Consider the following 25,762-nt stretch of genomic DNA (forward strand, 5'->3'; position numbering starts at 1 on the left):
TTGACCGCCATCGACCCCACTGCCCACCTGACCGCTGAGCAGATCGAGGAGCTCGGCCGCGAGCTGGACGTGATCCGCGACGAGGTGATCGCCGACCGCGGCGAGAAGGACGCCGCCTACATCCGCAAGGTCATCTCGGCGCAGCGCAAGCTCGAACTGGCCAGCAGGGGCGTGCTGTTGTTCTCGATCTTCCCGCCCGCGTGGCTGCTCGGCACCGCCGGCCTGTCCGTGGCGAAGATCATGGACAACATGGAGATCGGCCACAACGTCCTGCACGGCCAGTGGGACTGGATGCGGGACCCGAAGATCCACTCCACCACCTGGGAGTGGGACCACGTCTCGCCGGCCGAGCAGTGGAAGCACTCGCACAACGAGCTGCACCACACGTACACCAACGTGATCGGCAAGGACAACGACCTCGGCTACGGCATCATGCGCGTCGACGAGGACCAGAAGTGGCACCCGCTCCACCTCGGCCAGCCGCTGTGGAACTTCGTCAACGCCTGCTTCTTCGAATACGGCATCGCGGCGTACGACCTCGAACTCGGCAAGAACCTGCAGAAGCGTCACCGCAGGAACCCGGAGTTCCGCGCGCGAGCCAAGGCCGTGGGCCGCAAGATCCGCAAGCAGGTGCTCAAGGACTACGTGATCCACCCGCTGCTGTCGGGCCCGTCGTTCCTGACCACGCTCGCCGCCACGTTCACCGCGAACCTGGTCCGCAACATCTGGTCCCACTCGGTGATCATGTGCGGGCACTTCCCCGAGGGCGTACGGGTCTTCGAGCGCCAGTCCGTCAAGGGCGAGACGCGCGGCCAGTGGTACCTGCGCCAGATGATGGGCTCGGCGAACATCAGCGGCAGCAGGGCCATGCACTTCATGACGGGCAACCTGTCCCACCAGATCGAGCACCACCTGTTCCCGGACCTGCCGAGCAACCGGTACGCCGACGTCGCGGTGAAGGTGCGCGCGCTGTTCGAGAAGTACGAGCTGGAGTACGTCACCGGGCCGCTGCCCAAGCAGGTGTTCTCCGCGTGGCGCAAGGTCGTCCGGCTTTCGCTGCCGAACAAGAAGCCCAAGGTCAAGACACCGGCCCGCGAGAAGGAGCTCGTCGCGGCCTGATTCCCGGTAGTGGTTCAGGTCCTTCGGCCGTACCGGCGGCACCGCCGGGCTCGGTGAGATTCGCTCCGGACGGTGGGCGACCGCGGTATCGGACGGCCACCGAGACATCGACCCGGGGGTCTTCTCCTCGGCGTCCTGCGCCTGTGGGGTCCTGGCCGCCGATGGCGGGTACGCGGTAGTGGCCTGGAATCCACGACAGGCACTACTCAGAACTCATGCCGAGATCGAACTCAGTGCACTCTCGGTTCACATCGCGAGTCCCAGAGCCTTGGGCGCGAGTTGGTCAGCCGGCGTTTCCGCAGGTCAGCGAGGTGCTGACCTGCGGAAACGGTGAGAGATCGACCTGCGTTTCCGCAGGTCGGAGGCGCTCCTACAGGTCGTAGTAGAGCTCGAACTCGTACGGGTGGGGCCGCAGGGCCATGGGGGCGATCTCGTTGGTGCGCTTGAAGTCGATCCAGGTCTCGATCAGGTCGGGGGTGAAGACGCCGCCGGCGAGGAGGTACTCGTGGTCGGCCTCGAGGGCTTCGAGGACGGCGGGGAGGGAGGCGGGGACCTGGGGGACGGCGTCGTGCTCGTCGGGGGCCAGCTCGTAGAGGTCCTTGTCGACGGGCTCGAGCGGCTCGATCTTGTTCTTGATGCCGTCGAGGCCGGCCATCAGCATGGCGGAGAAGGCCAGGTACGGGTTGGAGGACGGGTCGGGCGCGCGGAACTCGATGCGCTTGGCCTTGGCGTTGGACCCGGTGATGGGGATGCGGATCGCGGCCGAGCGGTTGCGCTGCGAGTAGACCAGGTTGACCGGCGCCTCGAAGCCGGGCACCAGCCGGTGGTAGGAGTTGACCGACGGGTTGGTGAAGGCGAGCAGGGACGGCGCGTGCCGGAGCAGGCCGCCGATGTAGTACCGGGCGGTGTCGGAGAGCCCTGCGTAGCCCTGCTCGTCGTAGAAGAGCGGGGTGCCCTCGGTCCACAGGGACTGGTGGACGTGCATGCCGGAGCCGTTGTCGCCGAAGATCGGCTTGGGCATGAAGGTGGCGGTCTTGCCGTTCCGCCAGGCGACGTTCTTGATGATGTACTTGAACAGCATCAGGTCGTCGGCGGCGTGCAGCAGGGTGTTGAACTTGTAGTTGATCTCGGCCTGGCCGGCGGTGCCGACCTCGTGGTGCTGGCGTTCGACCTGGAGCCCGGCGCGGGCGAGCTCCAGCGACATCTCGGCGCGGAGTTCGGCGAAGTGGTCGACCGGCGGGACGGGGAAGTAGCCGCCCTTGTACTTGACCTTGTAGCCGCGGACGTCGCCCTCGGTCGAGCCGCTGTTCCAGGCGCCGGCCTCGGAGTCGATGTGGTAGTACGAGGCGTTGGCGCTGGTGTCGAAGCGGACCGAGTCGAAGACGTAGAACTCGGCCTCGGGGCCGAAGTACGCGGTGTCGGCGATGCCGGAGGAGGTGAGGTAGGCCTCGGCCTTCTTGGCGACGTTGCGCGGGTCGCGGCTGTACGCCTCGCCGGTGATCGGGTCCTGGATGAAGAAGTTGATGTTGAGGTGCTTCTCGCTGCGGAACGGGTCGAGGCGGGCGGTCTGGAGGTCCGGCACCAGCGCCATGTCGGACTCGTGGATCGCCTGGAACCCGCGGATCGAGGACCCGTCGAACATCAGGGTCTCGGCCGGGTCGAAGGTCTCCGCGGGCACCGCGAAGTGCTGCAGGACGCCGGGCAGGTCGCAGAAGCGGACATCGACGAACTTGATGTCGTTGTCGGAGATGTACCGCTTCACCTCGTCGGCGTTGGTGAACATCCGTCCTCCTCATTGGCGTGTCAGGTGGCTCACGTTAGGGACGGGCCGTTTCCGGTCGGTGACTCCACCGTTTCCTGAATGTTAACCGGCCCGGCCGTACGGGCGGCAAAGGCGTACGGTTCCGGGCAAATCGCCACCCCTTCTGGCCCGGTGTTCGCCAAGTGGTCCAGACCACTTGGGGCAACGGTTCGGCGAGGATTCACCCCGACGGGGGGAGGGCTGGCGAAGATCGCGGGTAAGGCCCGGTTAGTGTGGATTCGTGGACACCAGAGAAGCGTTGGGATCGTGGATCGACGGCCCGAAGGCCGCCGCCGAGAAGATGGGCGCCGACTTCGGATACCGCGGCGAGCGCCTCGGCCTGCCCGAGGAGGGCCCGGGCTCGCTGGCCCGTCCCGGCCGCCGGCTGGGCGCGCTGTTCGTCGACGGCTGGCTGTGCAGCCTGGTCGCGTACGGGCTGATCTCGCACGGTGACCGGGCGGACGCCAATCTGTGGACGACGCCGCTGTTCTACGTGGTCACGGCGGTGTTCCTGGCCACCACCGGCACGACGATCGGCAAGCGCCTGTTCGGGATGCGGGTGGTACGGCTGGACGGCCGGCGCGCCTCCATCCCGCAGATCCTGCTGCGCACCCTGCTGCTCTGCCTGGTCGTCCCGGCCGCCGTCTGGGACCGCGACTCCCGCGGCCTGCACGACAAGGCGGTCGGCACGGTCGAGGTCCGGATGTAGCTCCCACGGCACAACCGCGGCCCCCGGGCGCGGAAACGTCGAACGGCCCCGCCGCGAGTGGATCGCGGCGGGGCCGTGGTGTCGGTGGGGGAGCGGCCGGTGGGGGACCGGCCACCCGGGGCGGATCACCGCCCGGTCGGGTCAGCGGAACTGGCCGCCCTTGGGCATCCGGGCACCCTTGGGCATCGGGCCCTTGGGGATCGGCGCCTTGGAGAGCAGGTCGCCCAGCGCGCGCAGGCGGTCGTTGGTCTCGGTGACCTGGGCCGCGCTGATGGCGCGCGGCAGGCGCATCAGGTGCACCTGCAGCTTCTTCAGCGGGATCTCGCCCTCGCCGTTGCCGACCATGATGTCGTGCACCGGGATGTCGCCGACGACCTTGGCCATCTTCTTCTTCTCGGAGGCCAGCAGCGGGCGGACCCGGTTCGGGTTGCCCTCACCGATCAGCGCGATGCCGGCCCGGCCGACGGCGCGGTAGACCGCGTCCTGGTTGCGGGTGACGGCGACCGGGGTCGGGTTGGCGCTCCAGCCGCGGCGGATGTTGTTCAGCACGGCCGCGACGGCGCCCGGCTGGCCCTCCATCTGGCCGAAGGCGGCACGCTCGGCCCGGCGGCCGAAGACGATCGCCATGGCCAGCACGGCCACGATGAGGCCCAGGATGCCCAGGTAGATCGGGTGATCGATCGCAAAGCCGATGGCGAGGAACACGCCGAAGGTCAGCAGGCCGACGCCGGCGATGATCAGGCCGATCTTGGTGTCGACCTTCTTGGTCATTTGGTACGCCAGGCGGATCTGCTTCAGTCGCCCGGGGTTCTCGGATGTTTCCCTCGCCATAACGCTCATGGTACGTGGGGTGCCCATGGTTAATCCAAGGGCGGTGCCGCATCGTGACCCCGAAGTTTCCCTGAACCCGTCAGGTGCGGGGTCGGGGGCGGGGTCCGGGTCGGGCCGCCGTGAGGAACGCCTCAGGTCGCGAGGAACGCCTCAGGCCGAGCGCGAGCGCAGCGCCTCGCCGGCCTGCGCCCGGTCCTCGGCCCAGCGCCGGTTCTCGCAGACCGCCGCCCAGGCGTTGCGCCGGGCGCCGCGGATGAGGACGTTCTCGGCGTACTTCAGGGCGGAACGGATTCCGGTGCGCATGACCACCACTCCTTGTGCCGGGTACCTTCCCGATCGTCCCCGGCCGGTGTTACCGGATGGTGACCTGACCATCAATACCGCATGAAACAAGGGCGGGCCCGGTCGGACCCGCCCTTTCGGGAGAAACCGTTGCTCAGACCGCGGCCTGCGCGCGGCGCTCCAGCGCCTGCCGGTACAGCCGGCCGGCCCGGTACGAGGAGCGCACCAGCGGGCCGGACATCACACCGGCGAAGCCGAGCTCCTCGGCCTCCTGCTGCAGCTCGACGAACTCCTGCGGCTTGACCCAGCGCTCCACGGGGTGGTGGCGCACCGACGGGCGCAGGTACTGGGTGATGGTGATCAGCTCGCAGCCGGCGCCCACCAGGTCGGCCAGCGCCTGGCTGACCTCCTCGCGGGTCTCGCCCATGCCCAGGATCAGGTTGGACTTGGTCACCAGCCCGGCCGCGCGGGCCTGGGTGATGACGTCCAGCGAGCGCTCGTAGCGGAAGGCGGGACGGATCCGCTTGAAGATCCGCGGCACCGTCTCGACGTTGTGGGCGAGCACCTCGGGACGGGAGGAGAAGACCTCGGCCAGCTGCTCCGGGACGGCGTTGAAGTCCGGGATCAGCAGCTCGACGCCGGTCCGGCCGGCCTCGCGGCCGGCGGTCATCGCGTGCACCTGGCGCACCGTCTCGGCGTACAGCCAGGCGCCGCCGTCCTCCAGGTCGTCGCGGGCGACGCCGGTGATGGTGGCGTAGTTGAGGTCCATGGTCACGATGGACTCGGCGACCCGGCGCGGCTCGTCCCGGTCGAAGTCGGCGGGCTTTCCGGTGTCGATCTGGCAGAAGTCGCAGCGGCGGGTGCACTGGTCACCGCCGATGAGGAAGGTCGCCTCGCGGTCCTCCCAGCACTCGAAGATGTTGGGGCAGCCGGCCTCCTGGCAGACCGTGTGCAGCCCCTCCTTCTTCACCAGGGAGTGCAGGGCGTTGTACTCCGGCCCCATCTTCGCCCTGGTCTTGATCCACTCAGGCTTCCGCTCGATGGGGGTCTCGCTGTTGCGGACCTCCAGGCGGAGAAGCTTCCTGCCGTCGGGTGCGACAGCGGACACGTGCGGCTCCTAGCAGTAGACGGGGTACCCCCAGGGTACGCCTGTGGTTTCCGGCCCCTCACCGGGCCCGCGCCCGGCATTCGCAGGGCAACAGCCCTACCGGGCAGTAGATTCCCGCGCCCGGCGGCCGGGCGCGGGGTCCGTCAGCGGGTGAGCGCCGGCTCCGGCAGCTCGGCGAACACCTCGGCGAGGCGGCGCTGCACCGCCGGCAGGGCGTCGGAGACGGTGAACTCCCGGTCGAGCTCCCCGCTCAGCGAGGCGACCCCGGCGTCCCGGATGCCGCACGGCACGATCTTGTCGAACCAGCTCATGTCCGGATTGCAGTTGAGCGCGAAGCCGTGCATGGTCACGCCGCGTGCCACCCGCACCCCGATCGCCGCCAGCTTGCGGTCGTCGCCGCGCTGGCCCGCGTTGGACGGCGCGTACTCCGGACCGGCCAGCCGCGGGTCGATGCCGAGCGGCAGGCCCATCCGCAGGGTCAGCTTGCCGATCTCCACCACCTGCGAGGGGTCGACCACCGCGCCCGGGATCTCCGCGCCGATCTTCCAGACGCCGCTGCGGCCCTCGACCCGGGTGGTGTCCACACCGAAGTCGGTGCAGGCCCGGATCAGCGCCTCCTCCAGCCGCCGGACGTACGCGACCACGTCGATCGGGTCCGGCAGCTTCACGATCGGGTAGCCGACCAGCTGGCCGGGGCCGTGCCAGGTGATCTCGCCGCCCCGGTTCACCTCGACCACCGGGGTGCCGTCCAGCGGCAGGTCCTCCGGGTTGGTGCGCTTGCCCATGGTGTAGACGGGCTGGTGCTCCAGCAGCAGCACGGTGTCCGGGATCTCGTCCGCGACCCGCAGCGCGTGCAGCCGCTGCTGCTCCTCCCACGCCTCCGGGTACGGGACGGACCGCTCGCCGATCCCCATCGAAACGAAGCGCACGTTCTCGCTCACCGCTCGCTGCTCCTTGCCAGGCGTTCGAGACCAACCTCGCCACTGTACGCCCGTACGGGGGACGACGGTCCTTACGGGTCGCCCAGCGGTCGGCCCATCGGTCGGCCCAGCGGTGGGCCCGCCTCAGCCGGTCCCGGCGAGCAGCTGGAGCCGCAGCGCCAGCTGGAGCTCCAGCGAGCGCTCCGGCTGGTTCCAGTCCCGGCCGAGCAGGACCTCCACCCGGTCCAGGCGCTGCACCACGGTGTTCACGTGCACGTGCAGGGCGTCCTTGGCCCGGGTCAGCGAGCCGCCGCAGTCGAAGTACGACCGCAGCGTCCGCACCAGCTCGGTGCCCCGCCGGGCGTCGTACTCCAGCAGCGGGCCGAGGGTGGCCCCGACGAAGCCGTCCACGTCGTGCCCCTCGCCCAGCAGCACCCCGAGGAAGCCCAGGTCCGCTGCGGCGGCCCCGTCCCCGGCCCGGCCGAGCACCCGCAGCGCCCGGACGCACCGCAGCCCCTCCGCGTACGCGCCCGCCAGCGCGGCCGGGCCCGCGGCCGGGCGACCGGCGCCGACGGTGACCGGCGCACCGCTGAGCCGGGCCAGCCGCTCGGCCGCCCCGGCGGCGGCCCTGCCGGGCGGGGTGCCGTCCTCCGGCAGCAGCAGCACGACGCCGTCCCCGTGCTCGGCGCTGATCCCGCGCGCGCCGAACAGGTACCGCGCGGCGGCCCCTGCCAGCCGCTCCCGGCCCGGGGCGTCCTCGGCGGCGGCGACCAGCACCACGTGCGGCCGGGCCAGGTCCACGCCGAGCCGCCGGCCGCGCGCGGTCAGGCCCGCCGGGTCGCGGTCGGGAGCGGTCAGCAGGTCGGTGAGCAACTCGCCGCGGACCCGGTTCTCGGTCTCCGCGACCGAGCGGCGCAGCAGCAGCAACAGCGCGGTGACCACGCTGGCCCGCTCGAAGATCCGCCGGTCCGCGTCGTCCAGGTCGGGCCGGCCGCGCAGCACCAGGCTGCCGAGCAGTTCCTGCCCGGCCAGCACCGCGCACACCCACACCTCGTCCTCGGGTGCCTCGCCGTCCCGGTCGTGCCGCACCGCCCGGCCCTCGGCCCGGGACGACGCCGCCGCCAGGGCCAGCCCCTCGCCGGCGGCGCCGCGTCCGGTCAGCGGCTCGCCCTCGGCGTCGTGCACGGCGACCTCGCCGCCGAGCAGCGCCGCCACCTCCGCCGCCACGTCCGCCACCTCGGCGCCGCGCAGCACCAGGTCGGTGAGCCGGTCGTGGGCCTGCTCGGCCCGCTGCACCGCCGCCGCGTGGGCCCGGATCACCGCGTTGGCGTCGGCCAGGCCGGCCAGCGCCGCGCGGGTGTCGGCCAGCGAGTTGGCGGTGTCCAGGGCGATCGCCGCGTGCGCCGCCAGACTGCACAGCAGCGCCACCTCGTCCGGCGAGAACGCCCGCGCCGAGCGGTCGGCCGCGAACAGTACGCCGATCACCTGCCCGCCGAGCAGCAGCGGGACGCCGATGATCGCCACCAGGCCCTCGTCCAGTACGCCCTCGTCGATCCGCCCGGTGTGCCGGAACCGCTCGTCCGTCCGGTAGTCCGGCGTCGCGTACGGGCGGGCGGTCTGCGCCACCAGGCCGCCCAGGCCGTCGCCGAGGCTCAGCCGCAGCGTCTGGAAGATCGGCGAGACCGAACCGTCGGTGACCCGCATGTACGTGTCCCCGGCCGCCTCGTCCGGGAGGGTCAGGTACGCGGTGTCCGTGCCCAGCAGCATCCGCGCCCGGCGGACGATCGCCTGCAGCACCGCGTCCAGGTCCCGGGAGGCCGCCAGGTCGCCGGCGGTGTCGAACAACGCCGTCAGCTCCGCCTCGCGGCGCCGGTGCTGGCGCAGCGTGCGGTGCACGCGCAGCGCCTGCCACGTCGCGTCGTCGATCTCGGCGAGCACGTGCGCGGGCGCGCCCTGCCGCCGGGCCTCGGCGAGCACGTCGGCGAAGTCCTCGGTGGCGGCGCCGGTCGCCAGCAGGTCCAGCAGCTTGCGCAGCGCGGGGGCGGAACTGGTGTGGGGGTCGTCCATGGTGCGGGCCATCGTGCCAAATCGGGTGAGGGAGCAGTAGGGGGCGCGGGCAACTGCGCGAGGCTGAAGGCGCAGGCCGTGGCCTTCCGCCGCGCGCAGTTCCCCGCCCCCGGAGGGTTCACGCAACGGGTACGGCCGCGCGGTCCGGCTCGACGTCCGCCAGATCGCTGCCGCGCGTCTCGCGCGCACAGAGCACCGCCACCACCGTCACCGCCGCCGCGATCGCCACGTACACCGCGATCGGGGTGGCGCTGCCGTAGTCCTTGAGCAGGGCGGTCGCGATCAGCGGTGCGGGCGCGCCCGCCGCCACCGACGAGAACTGCGCTCCGATCGACGCGCCCGAGTACCGCATCCGGGTCGCGAACAGCTCCGAGAAGAACGCCGCCTGCGGCGCGTACATCATGCTGTGGAAGACCAGACCCACCGTCACCGCGCCGACCAGCGCGGCGAAGCTGCGGGTGTCCACCATGCCGAAGAAGACGAAGGCCCAGATCCCGACGCCGACCGCGCCGACCAGGTAGACGGGCTTGCGGCCGACCCGGTCGGAGAGCGCCCCGAACAGGGGTATCAGGGCGAACTGCACGGCCGAGCCGATCAGGACGGCGTTCAGCGCGGTCTGCTTGCCGACGTGCACGTGGCCGACGGCGTAGGCGAGGACGAAGGTGGTCATCACGTAGTACGAGATGTTCTCGGCCATCCGGGCACCCATGGCGATCAGCACGTCCCGCCAGTGGTGGCGGACCACCGCGACCAGCGGCGGCTGCTCGTCGGTCCGGCGGGCCTCGGCGGCGGCCAGCGCCTGCTTGAACAGCGGGGACTCGTCCACCGCAAGCCGGATCCACAGGCCGACCATCACCAGCAGGGCGGAGAGCAGGAACGGCACCCGCCAGCCCCAGGCGAGGAAGGCGGCGTCGGACTGGACGCCCGTCAGCAGCGACAGCACGCCGGCCGCCAGCAGGTTGCCGGCCGGTGCGCCGCCCTGCGGCCAGGAGGCCCAGAAGCCGCGCCGCGCGGGGTCGCCGTGCTCGGAGACCAGCAGCACCGCGCCGCCCCACTCGCCGCCCAGCGCGAAGCCCTGGACCAGCCGCAGGCCGGTCAGCATCAGCGGCGCCGCCACGCCCACCTGGTCGTAGGTGGGCAGGCAACCGATCAGCGTGGTGGCGCCGCCCATCATCAGCAGGCTGACCACCAGCAGCTTCTTGCGGCCGATCCGGTCGCCGAAGTGCCCGAAGACCAGGGCGCCGACCGGACGGGCGGCGAAGCCGATCGCGTAGGTGAGGAAGGCGAGCAGGGTGCCGGTGAGCGGGTCGGCCTTCGGGAAGAAGACGTGCCCGAAGACCAGCGCGGCCGCGGTGCCGTAGAGGAAGTAGTCGTACCACTCGATCGTGGTGCCGATCAGGCTGGCGGCCACGACTCGTGGCAGCGAGCTTCTGTCGTTCGGGGGTGCTTCGGAGCTGGCCATGGTCACCGCTTCCAGGTGGGGACGAGGGGGATTCGCGTCGCCAAACGGTAGGAAACCGCAGGTCAGGGGCCTATGTGATGGAGCCACATAGCCGGGCCGTCCATGGTGTCGGTTGGCTCCAGGGGGTCCGCGGCGGGCGCATGCCCATCGACTTCCGGAAAGCGCCGGACAGGCACCGCTCTGCGGGGTCACGATGGTTGGCGCGCAAGCTCTCGAAACTTCCGGTCACGGGAGGACACCATGTCGCTACGGTTCATCGCCAAGGACCCGAACTCGCCCGACGGCGACTCGCCGACCATTTGGGTCGACGAGGAGACGTCCGATCTCGTCATCCAGGGCTGGAAGATCGACCGGGCCACCGAGGACGAGTGCCGGGCCGTCGGTAACATTCCCGACCACGAGACCGTGGTCCGGGTGCCCGCTCGACTGGCGCGGGCCATGAGGGAGGCGTGCGATGTCGCCGAGCGCGGCAAGGATTGACGAACTGCTGCGGAACACCCGGCGATCCGCGCTGCACCTCGAAATGCGTGACGGCTACATGCAGGACGACCCCGCCTTCATGGAATGGAAGGCGGGGCACCGCCTCGACCCGAACGACCGACAGTCCTGGTGGCGCCCCTGGCTCGACGTGATCGCCGAAGCCACCGGCCGCGGCGTCGAGGTCCGCCGCGCTCGCATCGTCTCCGAGCCGGTGAGCGACTACATCCGGTACGAGTACGACGTCACCTTCCCCAATGTGGCGGCCGGCGAGCAGGTCCGCTGGCTGCCTCGCCGCAACGCCTCGACCATCGCGCTGCCCGGCAACGACTTCTGGCTGTTCGACGGCAGGATCGTGCGGTGGGGCCACTTCTCCGGCGACGGGGACTCCCTCGGAGGCGAGCTGACCGAGGACCCGGTGGCCGTCAAGCTGTGCGCCGAAGCATTCGAGGCTGTTTGGGACAGGGCGGTCCCGCACGACCAGTACAACGTCTGATCACCGCACCCCAGCCCCCGCACAGAGCTCCCGGTCATGGCCTACACCCCGTCGTCCAGCGTCGTCGCTGCGCGCAAGGCGCTCGCCGTCCGCCTCCAGGACATCCGCAAGGACGCCGGCATCACAGGCCGGGAGCTCTCTGCGCGCTGCGGGTGGCACCCAGCGAAGACGTCCCGGATCCAGGACGGCAAGGCGGCCCCGTCCGAGGCGGACATCCGCGCTTGGTGCGAGGCATGCGGAGCCGAGGACCAGACCGCCGACCTCATCGCCTCGTCGCGCGCCGTCGACTCGATGTACGTCGAGTGGCGCCGCATGGAACGGGCCGGCCTCCGCCAGGCCCAAGAGTCCGTCCTGCCGCTCTACGAACGCACCAAGGGCTTTCGCGTGTACGCCAGCCGTGTCGTGCCCGGCATGCTCCAGACGAAGGCGTACACGACTGCCGTGCTCCAGGCGGTGCAGCGCTCCCGCGGCACCCTGGACGATGTCGAGGCGGCCGTCGAGGCCCGCATGGACCGCCAGCGCATGCTCTTCTCCGGCGGGCGCACGTTCGCTCTTGTCGTCGAGGAGGCGGTCCTGCGAGGCGGTGTCTGCGACGCCGATACGATGGCCGGCCAGCTCGGCCACCTGATCACGATCAGCACGCTGCCGGCCGTAAGCCTCGGGGTGATCCCGTTCCGCCATGAGCGACTCCGGTCGCCGGCCGAGGACTTCTACATGTTCGACGACGCGCAGACGTCCGTCGAGCTCGCCTCCGGCTACCTCCAGCTCACCCAGCCGCATGAGGTGGCGATGTATGCCAGGACCTTCACCGAGCTGTCCCGGATGGCCGTGTACGGGTCGAACGCGCGAGCGGTGATCGCGGCCGCGATTGACACCCTCGGGTGATGCTTGCGCAACTACTCGCAACCTCATAGAGGCGGGACCGGCCCCGTCCCTACCGTCTGAAGCGTCGCCAAACGCCTTGATACGGGGGGAAGATGACATGACTCAGGCCATCCTCGACAGGGATCCCAACGCCACAGCGCTTTCCGACGATCTTCTTCCCGAACCGGGAGCGCGTGTGTAGACGAGCCGCGTCATCGCCCGGCTCGCCGGTACCAGTCCGAGCCGGCCGGCGTGTTCGCCGACCTGAGAGTCCAGGCGAGCCCAGCCACTTGAGGGCCCCAAGAATCCCGCCGGGCCGGAGAAGCGACACGCCTGGCGGGCCTCAACTCCCATCTCTCACAGGGTGGGCGCGGTGCCAGGGCGGTCTCCGCCCCACGACTCCGCCGAGCCGAGCGGACCAAAGGTCCTGACTCGGCGGTGCAGGACCAGCGGCCCGGCTTCACAGGCACACCCACGGGCCGCGCCGGCATGGGCATCCCGCCCGTGCCGCGTCCCTCCCGCCATTGCGAACAGATGGCGGGAGGGGCACTTCCACACCAGGTGAAGGGAAGACGCGCGTGAACATCACCGACGAGCGAATGCTGCTGGAGGCGGCCGGCCGGATCTTCGCCGACGAGCCCGCGTACGAGGTCATGGACACCACCGACCGCTACTCGTACAAGAAGATCGCCGGGTCCAGCGACTCGGTCCAGACGTACGACACCACGGCTGTCTGACAGCCCTTACCCGGCCGCAGCGGCACCTCCGTCCGCTGCGGCCGGGCCGCGTCCACTCCTTGCTCGGCGCACGAAGGGCTGACTGCCGATGTTCCACCTCCGCATCACGCACGACGACAACATCCCTGGCCGGACCTGGGCCTGGCGCGCCGGCCGCTGGCGATGCGGCACGTCCTGGATCGAGCCGTACGGTCACTCGCTGACCGAGCAGTCCGCACTCACCGACGGCACACGTACTGTGTTCGCCTCCGCCACCAGAAGGAGCAGCGCGAGTCCGACCCGCCCCGAGGTGGCCACAATCCCACCTGGCGCCTACGACAAGGCTGTCCGTGAGCTTCGCGATCTCCACGACGACTGGACCACCGTGGAGATCGAGCCGGGTCGAACCATCAGGGTCTCAACCGGCACCGCGTGCACAGCCCCGCTGTACCTCGCCGCCGAGCGCGGTGTCCTGCACGGGTCGTGGGACCTGATGAACCTTCGTGATCAGCAGCACCCCGACCGGCTCGACCACCTTGCCATCACCCGGCATCTCGCCCTGCGCGCCCGGTACTCGGCGGCCACGTTCTGGCAGGACGTCAGGCTTCTCACCGAGCGGGCAACGGCTCGCTTCAGCGCCGATGGATCGCTGAACATCCGGTTCCCCGACCCGGCGGAGCACACCCGGGCCCGCTCCCTGCAGAAGGGCGTGGACCCGACCACGCTGTTCACCGACCTGCTGGAGCGAGCTGTCGGCCACCTGCCGTGGACCGGCTCCCGAACGGCGGTGCAACTGTCCGGCGGCATGGACTCCACCACCGTCGCTCTGGCCGTGCGCAACACCCCACAGGGGACCGGAGTAGCCGCCGGAACGGTCATCCTGGACGCAGAACGCGGCACCCAGCAGACCGAACGACGACGGTTGATCCTGGAGTACATCGCCGCCGACTGGTCGAGCCTGACCGTGCCGGCTGCCGATCACCTGCCGTACGGGCCGTCCTCCCGGTTCAGCGGGTCGGTCCGGGTCTCTCCGACCACCGACATCTATGCCGACGCCCTCGATGCTCTCTCCGGTCGATTCGCCGAGCAGGGCATCAAGGCAGTGTTCACAGGGATTGGTGGAGACGAGCTGATGGCCACCACCGCAGCGGAGGACGCCAGCGGCTGGGGCGGATTCGAGCCGGCCGGAAGTCCGCCGTGGCTGGGCCCTGAGGCCCGAGCTCTCCTGCCGGACATCGACACGGCCATCACCCCGGCCGCTGTCGTCCCCGAGACCGCGCTGATGGCGAAGACGGTCTGCGGTCCGGCGTTCCTGCGCCGCGGCCTGTGGCCGGCCCATCCGCTCACCGACCCGGCGCTCGTACGATTCTCCGAATGGCTGCCGCTGGAGTGGCGACAGGGGAAGCGAGTGATGCGGGAGATCCTCTCCCGCACCGGCATGCCGTCGCAGGTTGCCCGGCCGCCGATCACCGAGAACTTCCACCAGATCATCACCACAGCGATGCGCCGGCACGGAGTGCCCCGCATCCGCCGGATCCTGGCCGACGGGTCCCCGCTGATCGACACCCGGCTGCTGGACCCCAACGGCCTTGACCAGGTCGCGACCCGACTGGAGGCCGGCATCCCGAACGTCGGTGACCACGAGGTCGTGTTCGCGCTACTCGCCGACTCCTCGCTCACTCTTCGGTGAACACGCCCGATGGCCCGGGCAGGGTGTCTGCCCGGGCCCTCGGGGGGTTTGCTGCTACAGCCCGCGGCCGGCCATCAGATCGGCCAGCTCCGGCACGGTCTGTGCCTCGCGTTGGAGGAAGAACACCTTTGCCTCGCGCCGGTCGACGACCCGTAGGAGCTCCCAGCCCTGGCCTTCCTGGTAGTAACGGGAAAGCTGTTCCTGCCCTGTGCCGCGACGGACCCAGGCGAGGCCCTGCTCGGCGGCCCGGTTCAGTGCCCACCAAGCGATCAGCCGGCCGAGCCGGTGGGGGTTCGGGACGGTGAACGTGGTCGCGAGGAAGAGGGTGGACTCGGCCCGCTCCTCGCTGGTGAACGCCCATTCCGGTAGGGCCTCGTTGCCGAAGTGCGAGGTGCAGCCGACCACGCCCTCAGCCTCGTGCTCCAGCACCCAGACGGGGAAGTCCGGGTTCCCGGCTTGAGATCCGTACTCCTCCGCCATGTCGGCGCACTCGCCAAGCCCTCGCGCGGACAGCCATGCGGAACGCGCGCGCACCATCTCGGCGATCGGATCGGCGTCAGCGCTGGTCGCCAGGCGCATCTGATACATCAGAGCCCTCCTTCCGGCACACCCGGTTCAGAGCCTACGGGCGAAGGCGTGGCCGACACGCCGAAACCTGCAAAGGCGCCGCGCGCACAGCATGCGGTAGCTGCATGGCTCGGCCACCCGTGAAGCGTGGAATGCCGGACGGGCGGGTCTAGTGCGCGGTCCAGCCGCCGTCCACGGGGAGGCTGGCGCCGGTGATGTAGGAGGCGTGGGGGGTGCACAGCCAGACCGCGAGCTGCGCCACCTCCTCGGGCTCGATCAGCCGCTTCACCGCGGTGCGGTCGAGCATGATCTGCTCCACCACCTCGTCCTCGTGGATGCCGTGGGCCAGGGCCTGGGCGGCGATCTGCTTCTCCACCAGGGCGGTGCGGACGTAGGCCGGGTTGACGCAGTTGCTGGTCACGCCGTACTGGGCGCCCTCCAGGGCGACCGTCTTGGAGAGCCCCTCCAGGGCGTGCTTGGCGGTCACGTACGCGGACTTGAAGGCGCTGGCCCGCAGCCCGTGCACCGAGGAGATGTTGACGACCCGTCCCCACTTCCGTTCGTACATGTGGGGCAGGGTGCGGCGCAGGATCCGGAACGGGGCCTCGACCATCACCCGCTGGATCAGCGTGAAGCGCTCGACCGGGAACTCGTGCAGCGGCGCGACGTGCTGGAGGCCGGCGTTGTTGACGACGATGTCGGCGTCGTCCGGCAGGGCGTCGACCGCCGCCGGGTCGGCCAGGTCGGCCACATACGCGGCGCCGCCGATCCGCTCGGCGAGCTCCCGGGCGGGCCCGGCGGCCAGGTCGACGACGTAGACGTCGGCACCGGCCGCGGCGAAGGCCTCGGCGCAGGCCCGGCCGATGCCCGAGGCGGCCCCGGTGACCAGGGCGGTGCGGCCGCGCAGGGACGGCGCTGTAGTGGTGTCCATGGCCGAGAACGGTAGGAATTCCCGGCTCCGGCTCCTATGTGGTCCGCCTCCACAGACCACCGCCCGCCGGTGGTGGTCGCCGCCATCCGGGCGGATCGGACACAGCGGCTCCCTCACCCAAACACCTCGGGCCCCCTCTTCCCCACAACGGAGGCCACCCCGTCACCCGTTCGGAGGATTGCTGGCCGGGATCCGCACATGGGCCCCGAATGCTCGCTACATTCACGCCGATTCCCGACAGGGGGCGCCGATCCGGGCAGAGGGGGCCGGAACGGCGCTCGAGAGGTGTTGACTGATATGCCCCAAAGGCCTGCAACCGACAGCCCGGCGTACGGACCGCTCGACCCGCTCGACCCGCACCCGGACGGGCCGGCCGCGGCCGGCGTGCGCGACGCCGACCTGCACGAGACCCACCTGCGCGAGACCCGCGTGCACGACCTGCACGAGGGCCACGCGCACGACCTGCACGAGACCGATGTGCACGACCTGCACGAGAGCGATCTGGACGAGGGCGATCTGCCCGAGGACGACCTGCCCGAGGACGCCGTGCACGGCGACGAGCCCGACGGTTCCCCTTCCGTCCACCGTGCGCAGAACCCCCAACTCGCCGCCCTGATCGAGGAGTCGGGCTTCTCCCACGCGGGCCTGGCCCGCCGGGTCGACCAACTGGGCCTGGAGCACGGCCTCGACCTGCGCTACGACAAGACCTCGGTGACCCGCTGGCTGCGCGGTCAGCAGCCGCGCGGCGCCACCCCGGCGCTGATCGCCGAGGTGTTCACCCGCCGCCTCGGCCGCCGGCTCACCGCGCAGGACGTCGGCCTGGACGCCTGCGCCCCGGTCTACGCCGGACTGGAGTTCGCCGAGACCCCGCAGGAGGCGGTCGACATCGTCGCCTCCATGTGGCGCAAGGACAACGGCCCGTACGCCGAGCTGCGCAAGATCGCCTTCACCCCGGCGGGGCTGGTGGTGCCCAGCCGGGACTGGCTGATCGGCCGCACCGACGAGCGGGTCGCCCGGGACGGCTCCACCCTGCCGCCCGAGGAGCTGCGCGCCGAGCAGCCCCCGGTCCGCGGCCCGCACGCCGCCGCGCTGGGCCGGGTCCCGCAGCAGAGCCGCCGCCCGGTCGGCGCCGCCGAGCCGGCCGAGGGCGGCGGCCGCGAGCACCGGCCGGCGGTCCGGGTGGGGCGCGGCGACATCGCCGCGATCAGAGCCGTCGGCGACCTGTTCCGGGCCCTCGACCACGCGTACGGCGGCGGCCACGCCCGCCAGGCGCTGGTCCGGTACCTGGAGAGCGAGGCCGAGCCGATGCTGCGCGGCCGCTACGGCGAGCAGATCGGCCGGGCGCTGTTCGGCGCCGTCGCCGACCTGACCAGGCTGGCGGGCTGGACGTCGTTCGACATCGCGGCGCACGGCCTGGCGCAGCGGTACTTCGTCCAGGCGCTGCGGCTCTCCCAGGCTGCCGGCGACCGGGTCCTCGGCGGGTACATCCTCACCACGATGAGCCAGCAGGCGGTCCACCTCGGCCACGCCCGGGAGGCGATCCAGCTCGCCCGGGTCGCCCAGCAGGGGGTGGGCACCACGGCGGCGCCGGTGGTGCAGGCGCTGATGCACGGCGCCGAGGCCCGCGGACACGCGCTGCTCGGCGACGTCCGCTCCTGCACCACCGCCCTGGTGCGCTGCGAGCGGGCCCTGGCGGCGGCCCGCCCGGGGGACGAAGTCCCGTCCTGGGCGCGGTACTTCGACGACGCCCAGCTGGCCGACGAGTTCGCCCACTGCTACCGCGACCTGCAGCAGTGGCGGCCCGCCGCGCAGCACGCCGAGAAGTCGCTGCGGCTGCGCGCCCCGGCCTACGCCCGGAGCCGGATCCTGTGCCGGCTGGTGCTGGCCGGCGCCCGGCTCGGCATGGGCGACGTGGACGAGTCCTGCTCGATGGCGACCGACGCGCTGCGGGCGGCCGGCGAGATGCGTTCGGCCCGGACGGTGGAGTACCTGCGCGACTTCCACCGGCGCCTCGCCCCGTACCGCACCACGCCGGCCGCCCGGGCCTTCGAGGAGGCCTCCCGCCAGGCGGGGGTGATCTGAGCCCGGTCCGGGCCCGCACCGCGGCCGGGTCCGGCGGAGGACGGTCCTCCGCCGGACCCGCTCACGGCGTTCAGGCAGCCACGTCGGCGGCCTCGTCGGCGACCGGGACGCCGAGGTCGCGCAGCACCGCCTCGGCGGCCCGTCGACCGGAGACCAGGGTGCCCTGCACGGTGCTGGTGTCCCGGTGGTCGCCGCAGACGTACAGGCCGGCCAACAGCCGTACCGAGCGGCGGAAGTGGTGCGGCGGCGGCATGGCCGGCACCGCGTCCGGGACGTGTCGGACGGCCAGGAACTCCCACCTGTCGGTGGAGGTCCCGTACAGCTCGCCGAGGCGGCGCCGGACGACCGGCTCGTCGCCGGACGGGCCGCCCGCGTCGAAGGTGTGCCGGCCGAGCACGGTGGTGGCGATCAGCGCCCGCCCGGACGGTGCGTACGAGGGGTCGACCTCGCTGAGCACCAGCGAGTGCGAGACGCCGGAACGGTCGGCGTCCAGCAGCAGCACCGGCTCGCCCAGCGGGCTGCGGTCGGCCGCGTGGTAGTACGTGGTCACCGGGTGGAACGCGGGCAGCCGCAGGCCGGGGAGCAGGCCGGCGGCGGCCGGTGCGTCGGTGGCCACCACCACGGCCCGGGCGGCGATTCGGCCGTGCCGGGCGGTCTCCACGCCGGCCGTGGAGACCGAGGTGACCTCCACCCCGAGCCGCAGGCTCCCCTCGGGCAGGGCGGCGGCCAACTGGTCCGGGACCGCGCCGATCCCGGCGGCGGGCAGCGCCAGCCGGCCCCGCGCGTACGAGCGGAGCACCAGGTCGGCGACCCGGCTGCTGGTGGAGAGCGCCGGATCGGAGAGCAGGGCGGACAGCAGCGGGCGCAGGAAGCCGTCCACGGTCCGGGCGGGCAGGCCGCGGTCGCCGAGCGCCCGGGCGGCGGTGGTCTCGGGCCGGGCGAGCAGGCGAGGGACCGGGGTGGCGGCGAGCCGGCCGAGCGCGGCGGCCAGCCTGGCCCGGTCCAGCGGACTGCCGAGCGGTCCGCGCGGGCCGGCCTGGCGGGCGGCGGCCTGCCGGGCCGGGGTCTGCTGCGGATCGCCGATCCGGTACCGGCGTCCGCCGCTGTGCACCAGGGCGCCGGGCGCCAGCGGGCGCAGCTCCAGGCGGTCCAGGTCGAGCCGGCGGGCGGGCTCCGGGTACGCGGTGTTGAGCAGATGGCCTCCGTGGTCCAGGCGGAAGCCGTCGAGTTCGCGGGTGGCCATCCGGCCGCCGACGCGCTCGGTGGTCTCCAGCACCTGGACGTCCAGGCCCCGGTCGGCCAGCGCGCGGGCGGTGGCCAGCCCGGCGACGCCGGCGCCGACGACGACCACGTCCGGGTCGGTCGGGCGGCTGGCGCGGCGGGTGAAGTCGTATGCGGGCACGAGGTGTGCTCCCTCCCTGACGGATGCCCTCCGGGCCGGCGGTGGCAGCGGTAGTGGCCATGGCGCGGAGGGCCGGGACGCAGTCCGACCATGTGATGCCCAATCAGTCTCCGGATCAGACCGCGATGGTGTCGGCAATCGGAGGCCCGGCAGGGGTTCGGTGACACATCACGTCCGAACGGTGACCGAGCGTGCACCCCCGGGGGCGCGCGAAGCGCCCATGGGCGCGCAGGGTCACCACCCCTAGGCCGCGCGCCGTCCGTGTGCCCCCGTACGCCCCCGCCTGCGCGGGCCGCAGCGACCTCCCCGCAGCAGCGTCACCCGGCCCCTGCAGCAGTGCCACCAGGCCCCCTACAGCGCGGCCCGGAGGATCGACTCCACGTCCGCGTGCCGGAACCGGAAGCCCGCCTCCAGCAGCTTCCGCGGCACCACCCGGTGGCTGCCGGTGACCTCCACCGCCATCTGCCCGAGCACCGCCTTCAGCGCGAAGTCCGGTACCGCGAACAGGGTCGGGCGGCCCAGCACCCGGCCCAGCTCCTCGGTCAGCCGGCCGTTGGTCACCGGGTCGGGGCCGGCCACGTTGACCGGCCCGCTGAGCTCCTCCCGGTCGATCAGGAAGCGCAGCGCGGCCACCTCGTCCGCCAGCGAGACGGCGCTCCAGTACTGCTCGCCCGACCCGAGCCGACCGCCCAGGCCCAGCTTGAACACCGGGAACAGCCGGGCCCCGGCGCCGCCGTGGCGGTCCATCACCAGGCCGGTCCGCGGGTGCACCACCCGCACCCCCGCGTCCGCCGCGGGCCGGGCCGCCGCCTCCCACTCCGCGCAGACCCGGGCCAGGAAGTCGTCACCGGCCGGCGCGGTCTCGTCGATCACCCGGTCGCCGGTCTGCCCGTACCAGCCCACCGCCGAGGCGCTCACCAGCACCCGCGGCGGCCGCTTCAGCCCGGCCAGCGCCCCGGCGACGGTCTCCGTCCCCAGTACCCGGCTGTCCCGGATCTCCCGCTTGTACGCCTCGGTCCAGCGGTGGTCGCCCACCCCGGCGCCGGCCAGGTGCACCACCGCGTCCAGCCCCTCCAGCGCGGCCGCGTCGATCTCCAGCCGGTGCGGGTTCCACCCCACTCCGAGGGTGCCGTCCGGCTGCACGCCGGTCCGGCTGCGGCGCCGCACCAGCCGCACCACCTCATGCCCGTCGGCCAGCAACGACCGGACGAGCGCGGAACCGATCAGACCCGTGGACCCTGTCACCGCGATGCGCATGCCCCCATCCTTCCAGGCACCCCGCGCCGAGCCGGGGACCTCCCCCGGGGCCGTGCCGCAGCCGCGATGCCCGACGCGGCACTGGCTAGAGTGGCGCGCATGTCATCGCACCATCCGACGGTACGGACGGCGGTCGAGGCCGACGAGCCCGTGCTGCGCCACATCGACCGCACCACCTGGTCCACGCTCTCCTCCGTGGGCCCGGCCCCGGCCGCGGACGTGCCGTTCTTCGACGAGCGGCACACCCCCGAGCAGTACCTGGTCGCCGAACTGGACGGCCGGCCGGTCGGCTACATCCGCCAGGTGCCGCCCACCGGACTCGCCTCCAACGCCCACATCCGGCAGATCCAGGGCCTCGCGGTGATGCCCGAGGCCCGCGGCCGAGGTGTCGGCGACGTGCTGATCGAGGCCGCCTGCGAGGTCGCCCGCACCGCCGGCGCCCGCCGGATGACCCTCCGGGTGCTCGGCCACAACGCCCCGGCCCGCCGGCTGTACGAGCGCCGCGGCTTCACCGTCGACGGCGTCCTGCCCGGGGAGTTCCTGCTCGACGGCGCGTACGTCGACGACATCTGGATGGGCCGCGGCCTGGTCTGACGGCGGGCGTGGCTCAGTCCTCCCCGGGCGCCTCTCCCGGCTCTTCAGCGAGCTCCTCCCCGAGCTCCTCCTCGAACTCCTCCCCGAACCGCTCCCACAGCCGCGGATAGCGCTTCGCCATCAGCCCGGTGTCCTCGAAGTCGAACGGGGCGCCCTCGGGGGCGCGCGGCTGCGAGGTGCCGAGGTCCGGCAGCGGCAGCCCGGTCAGCTGCTCGTACGCCTCGTCGGCGGCGTACCCGAGGTCCTCGGCGTCGCCGTCCTCCTCCTCGTCGAAGTCCGGCACCAGCACCGCCAACTCGTCCGGCTGATGCACCGCGCCCTCGAACACCTCCCGCCCCTGCCCGATCAGCCAGCACCGGAAGTAGTCGAAGGCGTCCTCCGACGCCCCGCCCAGCATCAGGTACGCGGCACCCCAGAGCTCCGTCGTGTACGCGCGCTGGAACCGCGCCTCGAAGAGCCGGGCGAAGTCCAGCACGTCGTCCGGCGTCAGCTGGGCGAGCCGGTCCACCACCGCGTCCGCCTGCTCGTCCGGATCCCCGTCGGCGGCGTCCCTGGTCTCGTCGATCAGCTGCCAGAAGTCCGTCTCGTACATCACCGCTCCAGCATCCCCGTTCGGCCCCGCCCCTGCACGCGCGGCACACGGCGGATTTCGTACCGTGCTCCCTGATTCGGGCGAAGCCGTCGAAAACACCCCGCCCGGAGCGCAGCGCCCGCGTGGCCGCCCGGCGCGTTCGCGCAGCCCCCGCCCGGCGCGAACGCGAAGGCCCCCGCCCGGCGGTGCCGGACGGGGGCCTTCGACGGGGGTGCCTTACAGGCCGAGCTCGACCTCGAACTCGCCGGCCTCCAGGATCTCCTTCACGGCCACCAGGTAGCGGGCGGCGTCGGCGCCGTCCACCAGACGGTGGTCGTAGGAGAGCGACAGGTAGGTCATGTCGCGGATGCCGATGGCGGTGCCGCCGTCGGCCTCGATGACGACCGGGCGCTTCACGGTGGCGCCGATGCCCAGGATGGCGACCTGGTTCGGCGGCACGATGACGGTGTCGAACAGGGCGCCACGCGAACCGGTGTTGCTGATGGTGAAGGTGGCGCCGGACAGCTCGTCCGGGGTGATCTTGTTGTTGCGGACCTTGTCGGCCAGCTCGGCGGTCTTCTTGGAGATGCCGGCGATGTTGAGGTCGCCCGCACCCTTGATGACCGGGGTCATCAGACCCTTCTCCGAGTCCACCGCGATACCGATGTTCTCGGAGTCGAAGTAGGTGATGGTGCCCTCGGCCTCGTTGATCCGGGCGTTGATGACCGCGTGGGCCTTCAGCGCCTGGGCGGCGGCCTTGACGAAGAACGGCATCGGGGACAGCTTCACGCCCTCGCGGGCGAGGAAGGAGTCCTTGGCCTTGCCGCGCAGCGACATGATCTTGGTGACGTCGACCTCGACCACGCTGGTGAGCTGCGCCTGCTCGTGCAGGGCCTTCAGCATGTTGTCGCCGATGACCTTGCGCATGCGGGTCATCTTGACCGTCTGGCCGCGCAGCGCGGACGGCGCGGCGGCGGCCTTCGGCGCGGCGGCAGCGGCCGGAGCGGCAGCGGCGACCGGAGCCTTGGCGGCCTCGGCGGCGGCCAGCACGTCCTGCTTGCGGATGCGGCCGCCGACACCGGAGCCGGTGACGGAGGCGAGCGAGACGCCCTGCTCGGCGGCGAGCTTGCGGACCAGCGGGGTGACGTACGCGTCACCCGCGTCGGCCGCCGGGGCAGCCGGAGCGGCGACCGGGGCCGGAGCGGCCACGGGAGCCGGGGCAACGGGCGCGGCCGGGGCAGCGACCGGAGCCGGAGCGGCGGCGACCGGCGCGGGAGCCGGAGCAGCCGGGGCAACGGGGGCGGCAACCGGAGCCGGAGCAACGGGCGCAGCCGGGGCGGCGACCGGAGCCGGAGCAGCGGGCGCAGCCGGGGCGGCGGCGACCGGCGCGGCACCCGCGGCACCGATCAGCGCCAGCTGGGCGCCGACCTCGGCGGTCTCGTCCTCGCCGACCAGGATCTTCACGACGACGCCGGCGACCGGCGACGGGATCTCGGTGTCGACCTTGTCGGTGGAGACCTCGAGCAGCGGCTCGTCGACCTCGACGGTGTCACCCTCGGCCTTCAGCCAGCGGGTGACGGTGCCCTCGGTGACCGACTCGCCCAGGGCCGGCAGCAGCACCGGGGTGGCGTCGCCGGCCGGAGCGGCAGCCGGAGCAGCCGGAGCGGCGACCGGGGCCGGAGCCTCGGCGACCGGCGCGGGGGCGGCGACCGGAGCGGCCTGCGCCACCGGGGCCGGGGCGGCGGCCGGGGCACCCGAGCCGTCCTCGATGAGCGCCAGCTCGGCACCCACCTCGACCGTCTCGTCCTCGCCGACCACGATCTTCGCCAGTACGCCGGAGGCCGGGGCCGGGATCTCGGTGTCGACCTTGTCGGTGGAGACCTCGAGCAGCGGCTCGTCCATCTCCACCCGCTCACCCTCGGCCTTCAGCCAGCGGGTGACGGTGCCTTCGGTCACGCTCTCGCCCAGCGCGGGCAGTGTTACTGAGACCGCCATGGTTTCAGCGACTCCTATCAAGTCTTTCGTACGAGTCGTACAGGTATGGGGAAGTAACGGGCGCGATCAGTCGTGCGCGTGCAGCGGCTTGCCGGCCAGCGCCAGGTGCGCCTCGCCGAGGGCCTCGGACTGGCTCGGGTGCGCGTGGATGAGCTGCGCGACCTCGGAGGGCAGGGCCTCCCAGTTGTAGATCAGCTGGGCCTCGCCGACCTGCTCGCCCATCCGGGCGCCGACCATGTGGACACCCACCACGGCGCCGTCCTTGACCTGGACGAGCTTGATCTCGCCGGCGGTCTTCAGGATCTTGCTCTTGCCGTTGCCGGCCAGGTTGTACTTGAGCGTGACGACCTTCTCCTTGCCGTACTGCTCGACGGCCTTGGCCTCGGAGAGACCCACCGAGGCGACCTCGGGGTTGGAGTAGGTGACGCGCGGGATGCCGTCGTAGTCGATCGGCACGGCCTTCAGGCCGGCCAGGCGCTCGGCCACCAGGATGCCCTCGGCGAAGCCGACGTGGGCCAGCTGGAGGGTCGGCGCCAGGTCGCCGACGGCGGAGATGGTCGGCACGTTGGTGCGCATGAACTCGTCGACCAGGACGTAGCCGCGGTCCATCGCGACGCCCTGCTCCTCGTAGCCGAGGCCGGCCGAGACCGGGCCGCGGCCGATCGCGACGAGCAGCACGTCGGCGTCGATGACCTTGCCGTTCTCGGTGGAGACGCGGACACCGGACTCGGTGTACTCGACGCCGGAGAAGCGGGCCTTGAGCTCGAACTTGATGCCGCGCTTGCGGAAGGCACGCTCCAGCAGCTTGGAGGAGTTCTCGTCCTCCAGCGGCACCAGGTGCGGCAGGGCCTCGACGATGGTGACGTCGACGCCGAACGACTTCCAGACGGACGCGAACTCGACACCGATCACGCCGCCGCCGAGGATGACGGCCGACTTCGGGATGTAGTCGAGCTTGAGGGCGTGGTCGGAGGAGATGACGCGGTTGCCGTCGATCTCCAGGCCCGGGATCGAGCGCGGCACCGAGCCGGTGGCGAGGACGATGTGGCGGCCCTCGACCCGCTGGCCGTTGACGTCCACCGAGGTCGGCGAGGAGAGCCGGCCGGCGCCCTGGATGAAGGTGACCTTGCGGGAGGCGACCAGGCCCTGCAGACCCTTGTACAGGCCGGAGACGACGTCGTCCTTGTACTTGTGGACGCCGTTGATGTCGATGCCCTGGAAGGTCGCGAGCACGCCGAACTCCGCGGCCTCGCGGGTCTCGTCGGCGACCTCGGCCGCGTGCAGCAGGGCCTTGGTGGGGATGCAGCCGCGGTGCAGGCAGGTGCCGCCGAGCTCGCCCTTCTCGATCAGCGCGACGCTCAGGCCCAGCTGGGCGGCGCGGAGCGCCGCGGCGTAACCGCCGCTTCCGCCTCCGAGAATGACTACGTCGAAAACGGTGCTGGCGTCGTTCGCCACGTCACGTCCTCCATGCAAAAGGTGCGGATCGCCGGGCCGGTCGCGGTCCGGTGGGTGGGTGACCCTTGTAAGGGCGCGCCCAGTCGTGCCGGAAATACATCTTTGCACTTGTTGGCGGCGACTGATGTCCGGGGCTGCCTCGGCGGTGCGCCCGGTGGTCTCCGACGGCGTCGGAATGCCCCGTACGTGGGGGTATCGTCGCAGCTCACAGGCGTGCGGAGGGGGTCGGGAGGGGGACCTGACAGACCCGTCGGACGCCTGCGTTCCACTCTGCGGAACAAAGTTTCGCCCGAGGCGAACAGGCGGTCGGTCTTGTGCGGTGACCTACTCGCTGGTAATAGCCGTCGTCCGGTCGGGGCGGCCGGA

At 71.9% G+C, this 25,762-nt stretch carries 23 protein-coding genes; 9 read left to right on the forward strand and 14 right to left on the reverse strand.

Features of this window, described 5'->3' with window-relative positions; all coding sequences use genetic code 11:
* The gene (locus FHR36_RS19330; protein ID WP_253798934.1) at positions 1 to 1,119 is read left to right on the forward strand and encodes a fatty acid desaturase family protein; all 1,119 of its coding nucleotides are present in this window, start codon (positions 1 to 3) and stop codon (positions 1,117 to 1,119) included.
* A 370-nt stretch (positions 1,120 to 1,489) separates the two neighbouring features.
* Here FHR36_RS19330 and glnA read toward each other — a convergent pair whose 3' ends face one another.
* On the reverse strand, positions 1,490 to 2,902 hold the full coding sequence (gene glnA, locus FHR36_RS19335) for a type I glutamate--ammonia ligase (RefSeq protein ID WP_253798936.1): 1,413 nt from the start codon (positions 2,900 to 2,902) through the stop codon (positions 1,490 to 1,492).
* A gap of 259 nt (positions 2,903 to 3,161) precedes the next feature.
* On the opposite strand from glnA, the gene FHR36_RS19340 reads away from it, so the two are divergent.
* Entirely contained in the window at positions 3,162 to 3,629 is a 468-nt protein-coding gene (locus FHR36_RS19340; RefSeq protein ID WP_253798938.1) for an RDD family protein, read from the forward strand.
* A gap of 141 nt (positions 3,630 to 3,770) precedes the next feature.
* Here the strand turns inward: FHR36_RS19340 and FHR36_RS19345 are convergent, their stop codons facing one another.
* The 6 genes from FHR36_RS19345 to FHR36_RS19370 form a co-directional block, all read right to left on the reverse strand.
* On the reverse strand, positions 3,771 to 4,469 hold the full coding sequence (locus FHR36_RS19345) for a DUF4191 domain-containing protein (protein ID WP_407660847.1): 699 nt from the start codon (positions 4,467 to 4,469) through the stop codon (positions 3,771 to 3,773).
* A 141-nt stretch (positions 4,470 to 4,610) separates the two neighbouring features.
* Complete coding sequence (locus tag FHR36_RS19350) at positions 4,611 to 4,763, reverse strand: hypothetical protein (protein ID WP_253798943.1); 153 nt, start codon at positions 4,761 to 4,763, stop codon at positions 4,611 to 4,613.
* Positions 4,764 to 4,896: 133 nt separating this feature from the next.
* Complete coding sequence (gene lipA / locus FHR36_RS19355) at positions 4,897 to 5,850, reverse strand: lipoyl synthase (RefSeq protein WP_253798945.1); 954 nt, start codon at positions 5,848 to 5,850, stop codon at positions 4,897 to 4,899.
* 143 nt (positions 5,851 to 5,993) lie between these two features.
* Positions 5,994 to 6,764, reverse strand: a complete 771-nt coding sequence (gene lipB, locus FHR36_RS19360; RefSeq protein ID WP_253799443.1) for a lipoyl(octanoyl) transferase LipB — start codon at positions 6,762 to 6,764, stop codon at positions 5,994 to 5,996.
* 150 nt (positions 6,765 to 6,914) lie between these two features.
* On the reverse strand, positions 6,915 to 8,837 hold the full coding sequence (locus FHR36_RS19365) for a helix-turn-helix domain-containing protein (RefSeq protein ID WP_253798948.1): 1,923 nt from the start codon (positions 8,835 to 8,837) through the stop codon (positions 6,915 to 6,917).
* Between the two features lie 118 nt (positions 8,838 to 8,955).
* Complete coding sequence (locus FHR36_RS19370; protein WP_253798951.1) at positions 8,956 to 10,299, reverse strand: MFS transporter; 1,344 nt, start codon at positions 10,297 to 10,299, stop codon at positions 8,956 to 8,958.
* 240 nt (positions 10,300 to 10,539) lie between these two features.
* Here FHR36_RS19370 and FHR36_RS19375 point away from each other — a divergent pair, with 240 nt between their 5' ends.
* From FHR36_RS19375 to FHR36_RS19395, 5 genes are all read left to right on the forward strand, one after another.
* Positions 10,540 to 10,779: a hypothetical protein gene (locus FHR36_RS19375; protein ID WP_253798952.1), complete on the forward strand. Its 240-nt coding sequence runs from the start codon at positions 10,540 to 10,542 to the stop codon at positions 10,777 to 10,779.
* On the forward strand, positions 10,754 to 11,272 hold the full coding sequence (locus tag FHR36_RS19380; RefSeq protein ID WP_253798953.1) for a DUF6879 family protein: 519 nt from the start codon (positions 10,754 to 10,756) through the stop codon (positions 11,270 to 11,272). Before FHR36_RS19375 ends, FHR36_RS19380 begins: the two co-directional genes overlap by 26 nt.
* 36 nt (positions 11,273 to 11,308) lie before the next feature.
* Positions 11,309 to 12,157: a helix-turn-helix domain-containing protein gene (locus tag FHR36_RS19385; protein ID WP_253798954.1), complete on the forward strand. Its 849-nt coding sequence runs from the start codon at positions 11,309 to 11,311 to the stop codon at positions 12,155 to 12,157.
* 557 nt (positions 12,158 to 12,714) lie between these two features.
* Positions 12,715 to 12,873 (forward strand): hypothetical protein, encoded by a 159-nt coding sequence (locus tag FHR36_RS19390; RefSeq protein WP_253798957.1) that lies wholly within the window; start codon positions 12,715 to 12,717, stop codon positions 12,871 to 12,873.
* An 88-nt stretch (positions 12,874 to 12,961) separates the two neighbouring features.
* Positions 12,962 to 14,542: an asparagine synthase-related protein gene (locus FHR36_RS19395; RefSeq protein WP_253798960.1), complete on the forward strand. Its 1,581-nt coding sequence runs from the start codon at positions 12,962 to 12,964 to the stop codon at positions 14,540 to 14,542.
* A 54-nt stretch (positions 14,543 to 14,596) separates the two neighbouring features.
* Here the strand turns inward: FHR36_RS19395 and FHR36_RS19400 are convergent, their stop codons facing one another.
* Together FHR36_RS19400 and FHR36_RS19405 are read right to left on the reverse strand one after the other, a co-directional pair.
* On the reverse strand, positions 14,597 to 15,130 hold the full coding sequence (locus tag FHR36_RS19400) for a GNAT family N-acetyltransferase (RefSeq protein ID WP_253798962.1): 534 nt from the start codon (positions 15,128 to 15,130) through the stop codon (positions 14,597 to 14,599).
* A gap of 148 nt (positions 15,131 to 15,278) precedes the next feature.
* Positions 15,279 to 16,040, reverse strand: coding sequence for a 3-hydroxybutyrate dehydrogenase (locus FHR36_RS19405; protein ID WP_253798965.1), 762 nt, complete (start codon positions 16,038 to 16,040; stop codon positions 15,279 to 15,281).
* 297 nt (positions 16,041 to 16,337) lie between these two features.
* Between FHR36_RS19405 and FHR36_RS19410 the strand changes: the two genes are divergently transcribed.
* Positions 16,338 to 18,122, forward strand: a complete 1,785-nt coding sequence (locus FHR36_RS19410) for an NsdA family TPR-like regulatory protein (RefSeq protein ID WP_253798968.1) — start codon at positions 16,338 to 16,340, stop codon at positions 18,120 to 18,122.
* 70 nt (positions 18,123 to 18,192) lie between these two features.
* Here FHR36_RS19410 and FHR36_RS19415 read toward each other — a convergent pair whose 3' ends face one another.
* Complete coding sequence (locus FHR36_RS19415; protein WP_253798970.1) at positions 18,193 to 19,524, reverse strand: NAD(P)/FAD-dependent oxidoreductase; 1,332 nt, start codon at positions 19,522 to 19,524, stop codon at positions 18,193 to 18,195.
* A gap of 351 nt (positions 19,525 to 19,875) precedes the next feature.
* A complete protein-coding gene (locus FHR36_RS19420; protein WP_253798972.1) occupies positions 19,876 to 20,781 on the reverse strand; it encodes a TIGR01777 family oxidoreductase in 906 nt (301 codons plus the stop codon).
* Positions 20,782 to 20,880: 99 nt separating this feature from the next.
* On the opposite strand from FHR36_RS19420, the gene FHR36_RS19425 reads away from it, so the two are divergent.
* Entirely contained in the window at positions 20,881 to 21,375 is a 495-nt protein-coding gene (locus tag FHR36_RS19425; RefSeq protein ID WP_253798974.1) for a GNAT family N-acetyltransferase, read from the forward strand.
* Between the two features lie 13 nt (positions 21,376 to 21,388).
* On the opposite strand, the gene FHR36_RS19430 is transcribed toward FHR36_RS19425, so the two are convergent.
* From FHR36_RS19430 to lpdA, 3 genes are all read right to left on the reverse strand, one after another.
* Positions 21,389 to 21,967 (reverse strand): DUF4240 domain-containing protein, encoded by a 579-nt coding sequence (locus FHR36_RS19430; protein ID WP_253799445.1) that lies wholly within the window; start codon positions 21,965 to 21,967, stop codon positions 21,389 to 21,391.
* A 216-nt stretch (positions 21,968 to 22,183) separates the two neighbouring features.
* On the reverse strand, positions 22,184 to 23,941 hold the full coding sequence (gene sucB / locus FHR36_RS19435; RefSeq protein ID WP_253798975.1) for a 2-oxoglutarate dehydrogenase, E2 component, dihydrolipoamide succinyltransferase: 1,758 nt from the start codon (positions 23,939 to 23,941) through the stop codon (positions 22,184 to 22,186).
* Between the two features lie 66 nt (positions 23,942 to 24,007).
* Positions 24,008 to 25,396 carry a dihydrolipoyl dehydrogenase gene (gene lpdA, locus FHR36_RS19440; RefSeq protein ID WP_253798977.1) on the reverse strand — a complete coding sequence of 463 codons (1,389 nt, stop codon included), beginning with the start codon at positions 25,394 to 25,396 and terminating at the stop codon, positions 24,008 to 24,010.
* Positions 25,397 to 25,762: the final 366 nt, after the last annotated feature.

Origin of the sequence: Kitasatospora cinereorecta (assembly GCF_024172095.1) — a bacterium.
GTDB classification, from domain to species: domain Bacteria; phylum Actinomycetota; class Actinomycetes; order Streptomycetales; family Streptomycetaceae; genus Kitasatospora; species Kitasatospora cinereorecta.

What these genes read in the sequence shown, in the direction of transcription:
- glnA (WP_253798936.1), bottom strand. Translation starts at nt 2,902, where the DNA reads ATGTTCACCAACGCCGACGAGGTGAAGCGGTACATCTCCGACAACGAC.
- FHR36_RS19345 (WP_407660847.1), bottom strand. Translation starts at nt 4,469, where the DNA reads ATGAGCGTTATGGCGAGGGAAACATCCGAGAACCCCGGGCGACTGAAG.
- FHR36_RS19350 (WP_253798943.1), bottom strand. Translation starts at nt 4,763, where the DNA reads ATGCGCACCGGAATCCGTTCCGCCCTGAAGTACGCCGAGAACGTCCTC.
- lipB (WP_253799443.1), bottom strand. Translation starts at nt 6,764, where the DNA reads ATGGGGATCGGCGAGCGGTCCGTCCCGTACCCGGAGGCGTGGGAGGAG.
- FHR36_RS19365 (WP_253798948.1), bottom strand. Translation starts at nt 8,837, where the DNA reads ATGGACGACCCCCACACCAGTTCCGCCCCCGCGCTGCGCAAGCTGCTG.
- FHR36_RS19370 (WP_253798951.1), bottom strand. Translation starts at nt 10,299, where the DNA reads ATGGCCAGCTCCGAAGCACCCCCGAACGACAGAAGCTCGCTGCCACGA.
- FHR36_RS19375 (WP_253798952.1), top strand. Translation starts at nt 10,540, where the DNA reads ATGTCGCTACGGTTCATCGCCAAGGACCCGAACTCGCCCGACGGCGAC.
- FHR36_RS19380 (WP_253798953.1), top strand. Translation starts at nt 10,754, where the DNA reads ATGTCGCCGAGCGCGGCAAGGATTGACGAACTGCTGCGGAACACCCGG.
- FHR36_RS19385 (WP_253798954.1), top strand. Translation starts at nt 11,309, where the DNA reads ATGGCCTACACCCCGTCGTCCAGCGTCGTCGCTGCGCGCAAGGCGCTC.
- FHR36_RS19395 (WP_253798960.1), top strand. Translation starts at nt 12,962, where the DNA reads ATGTTCCACCTCCGCATCACGCACGACGACAACATCCCTGGCCGGACC.
- FHR36_RS19400 (WP_253798962.1), bottom strand. Translation starts at nt 15,130, where the DNA reads ATGTATCAGATGCGCCTGGCGACCAGCGCTGACGCCGATCCGATCGCC.
- FHR36_RS19405 (WP_253798965.1), bottom strand. Translation starts at nt 16,040, where the DNA reads ATGGACACCACTACAGCGCCGTCCCTGCGCGGCCGCACCGCCCTGGTC.
- FHR36_RS19410 (WP_253798968.1), top strand. Translation starts at nt 16,338, where the DNA reads ATGCCCCAAAGGCCTGCAACCGACAGCCCGGCGTACGGACCGCTCGAC.
- FHR36_RS19420 (WP_253798972.1), bottom strand. Translation starts at nt 20,781, where the DNA reads ATGCGCATCGCGGTGACAGGGTCCACGGGTCTGATCGGTTCCGCGCTC.
- FHR36_RS19425 (WP_253798974.1), top strand. Translation starts at nt 20,881, where the DNA reads ATGTCATCGCACCATCCGACGGTACGGACGGCGGTCGAGGCCGACGAG.
- FHR36_RS19430 (WP_253799445.1), bottom strand. Translation starts at nt 21,967, where the DNA reads ATGTACGAGACGGACTTCTGGCAGCTGATCGACGAGACCAGGGACGCC.
- sucB (WP_253798975.1), bottom strand. Translation starts at nt 23,941, where the DNA reads ATGGCGGTCTCAGTAACACTGCCCGCGCTGGGCGAGAGCGTGACCGAA.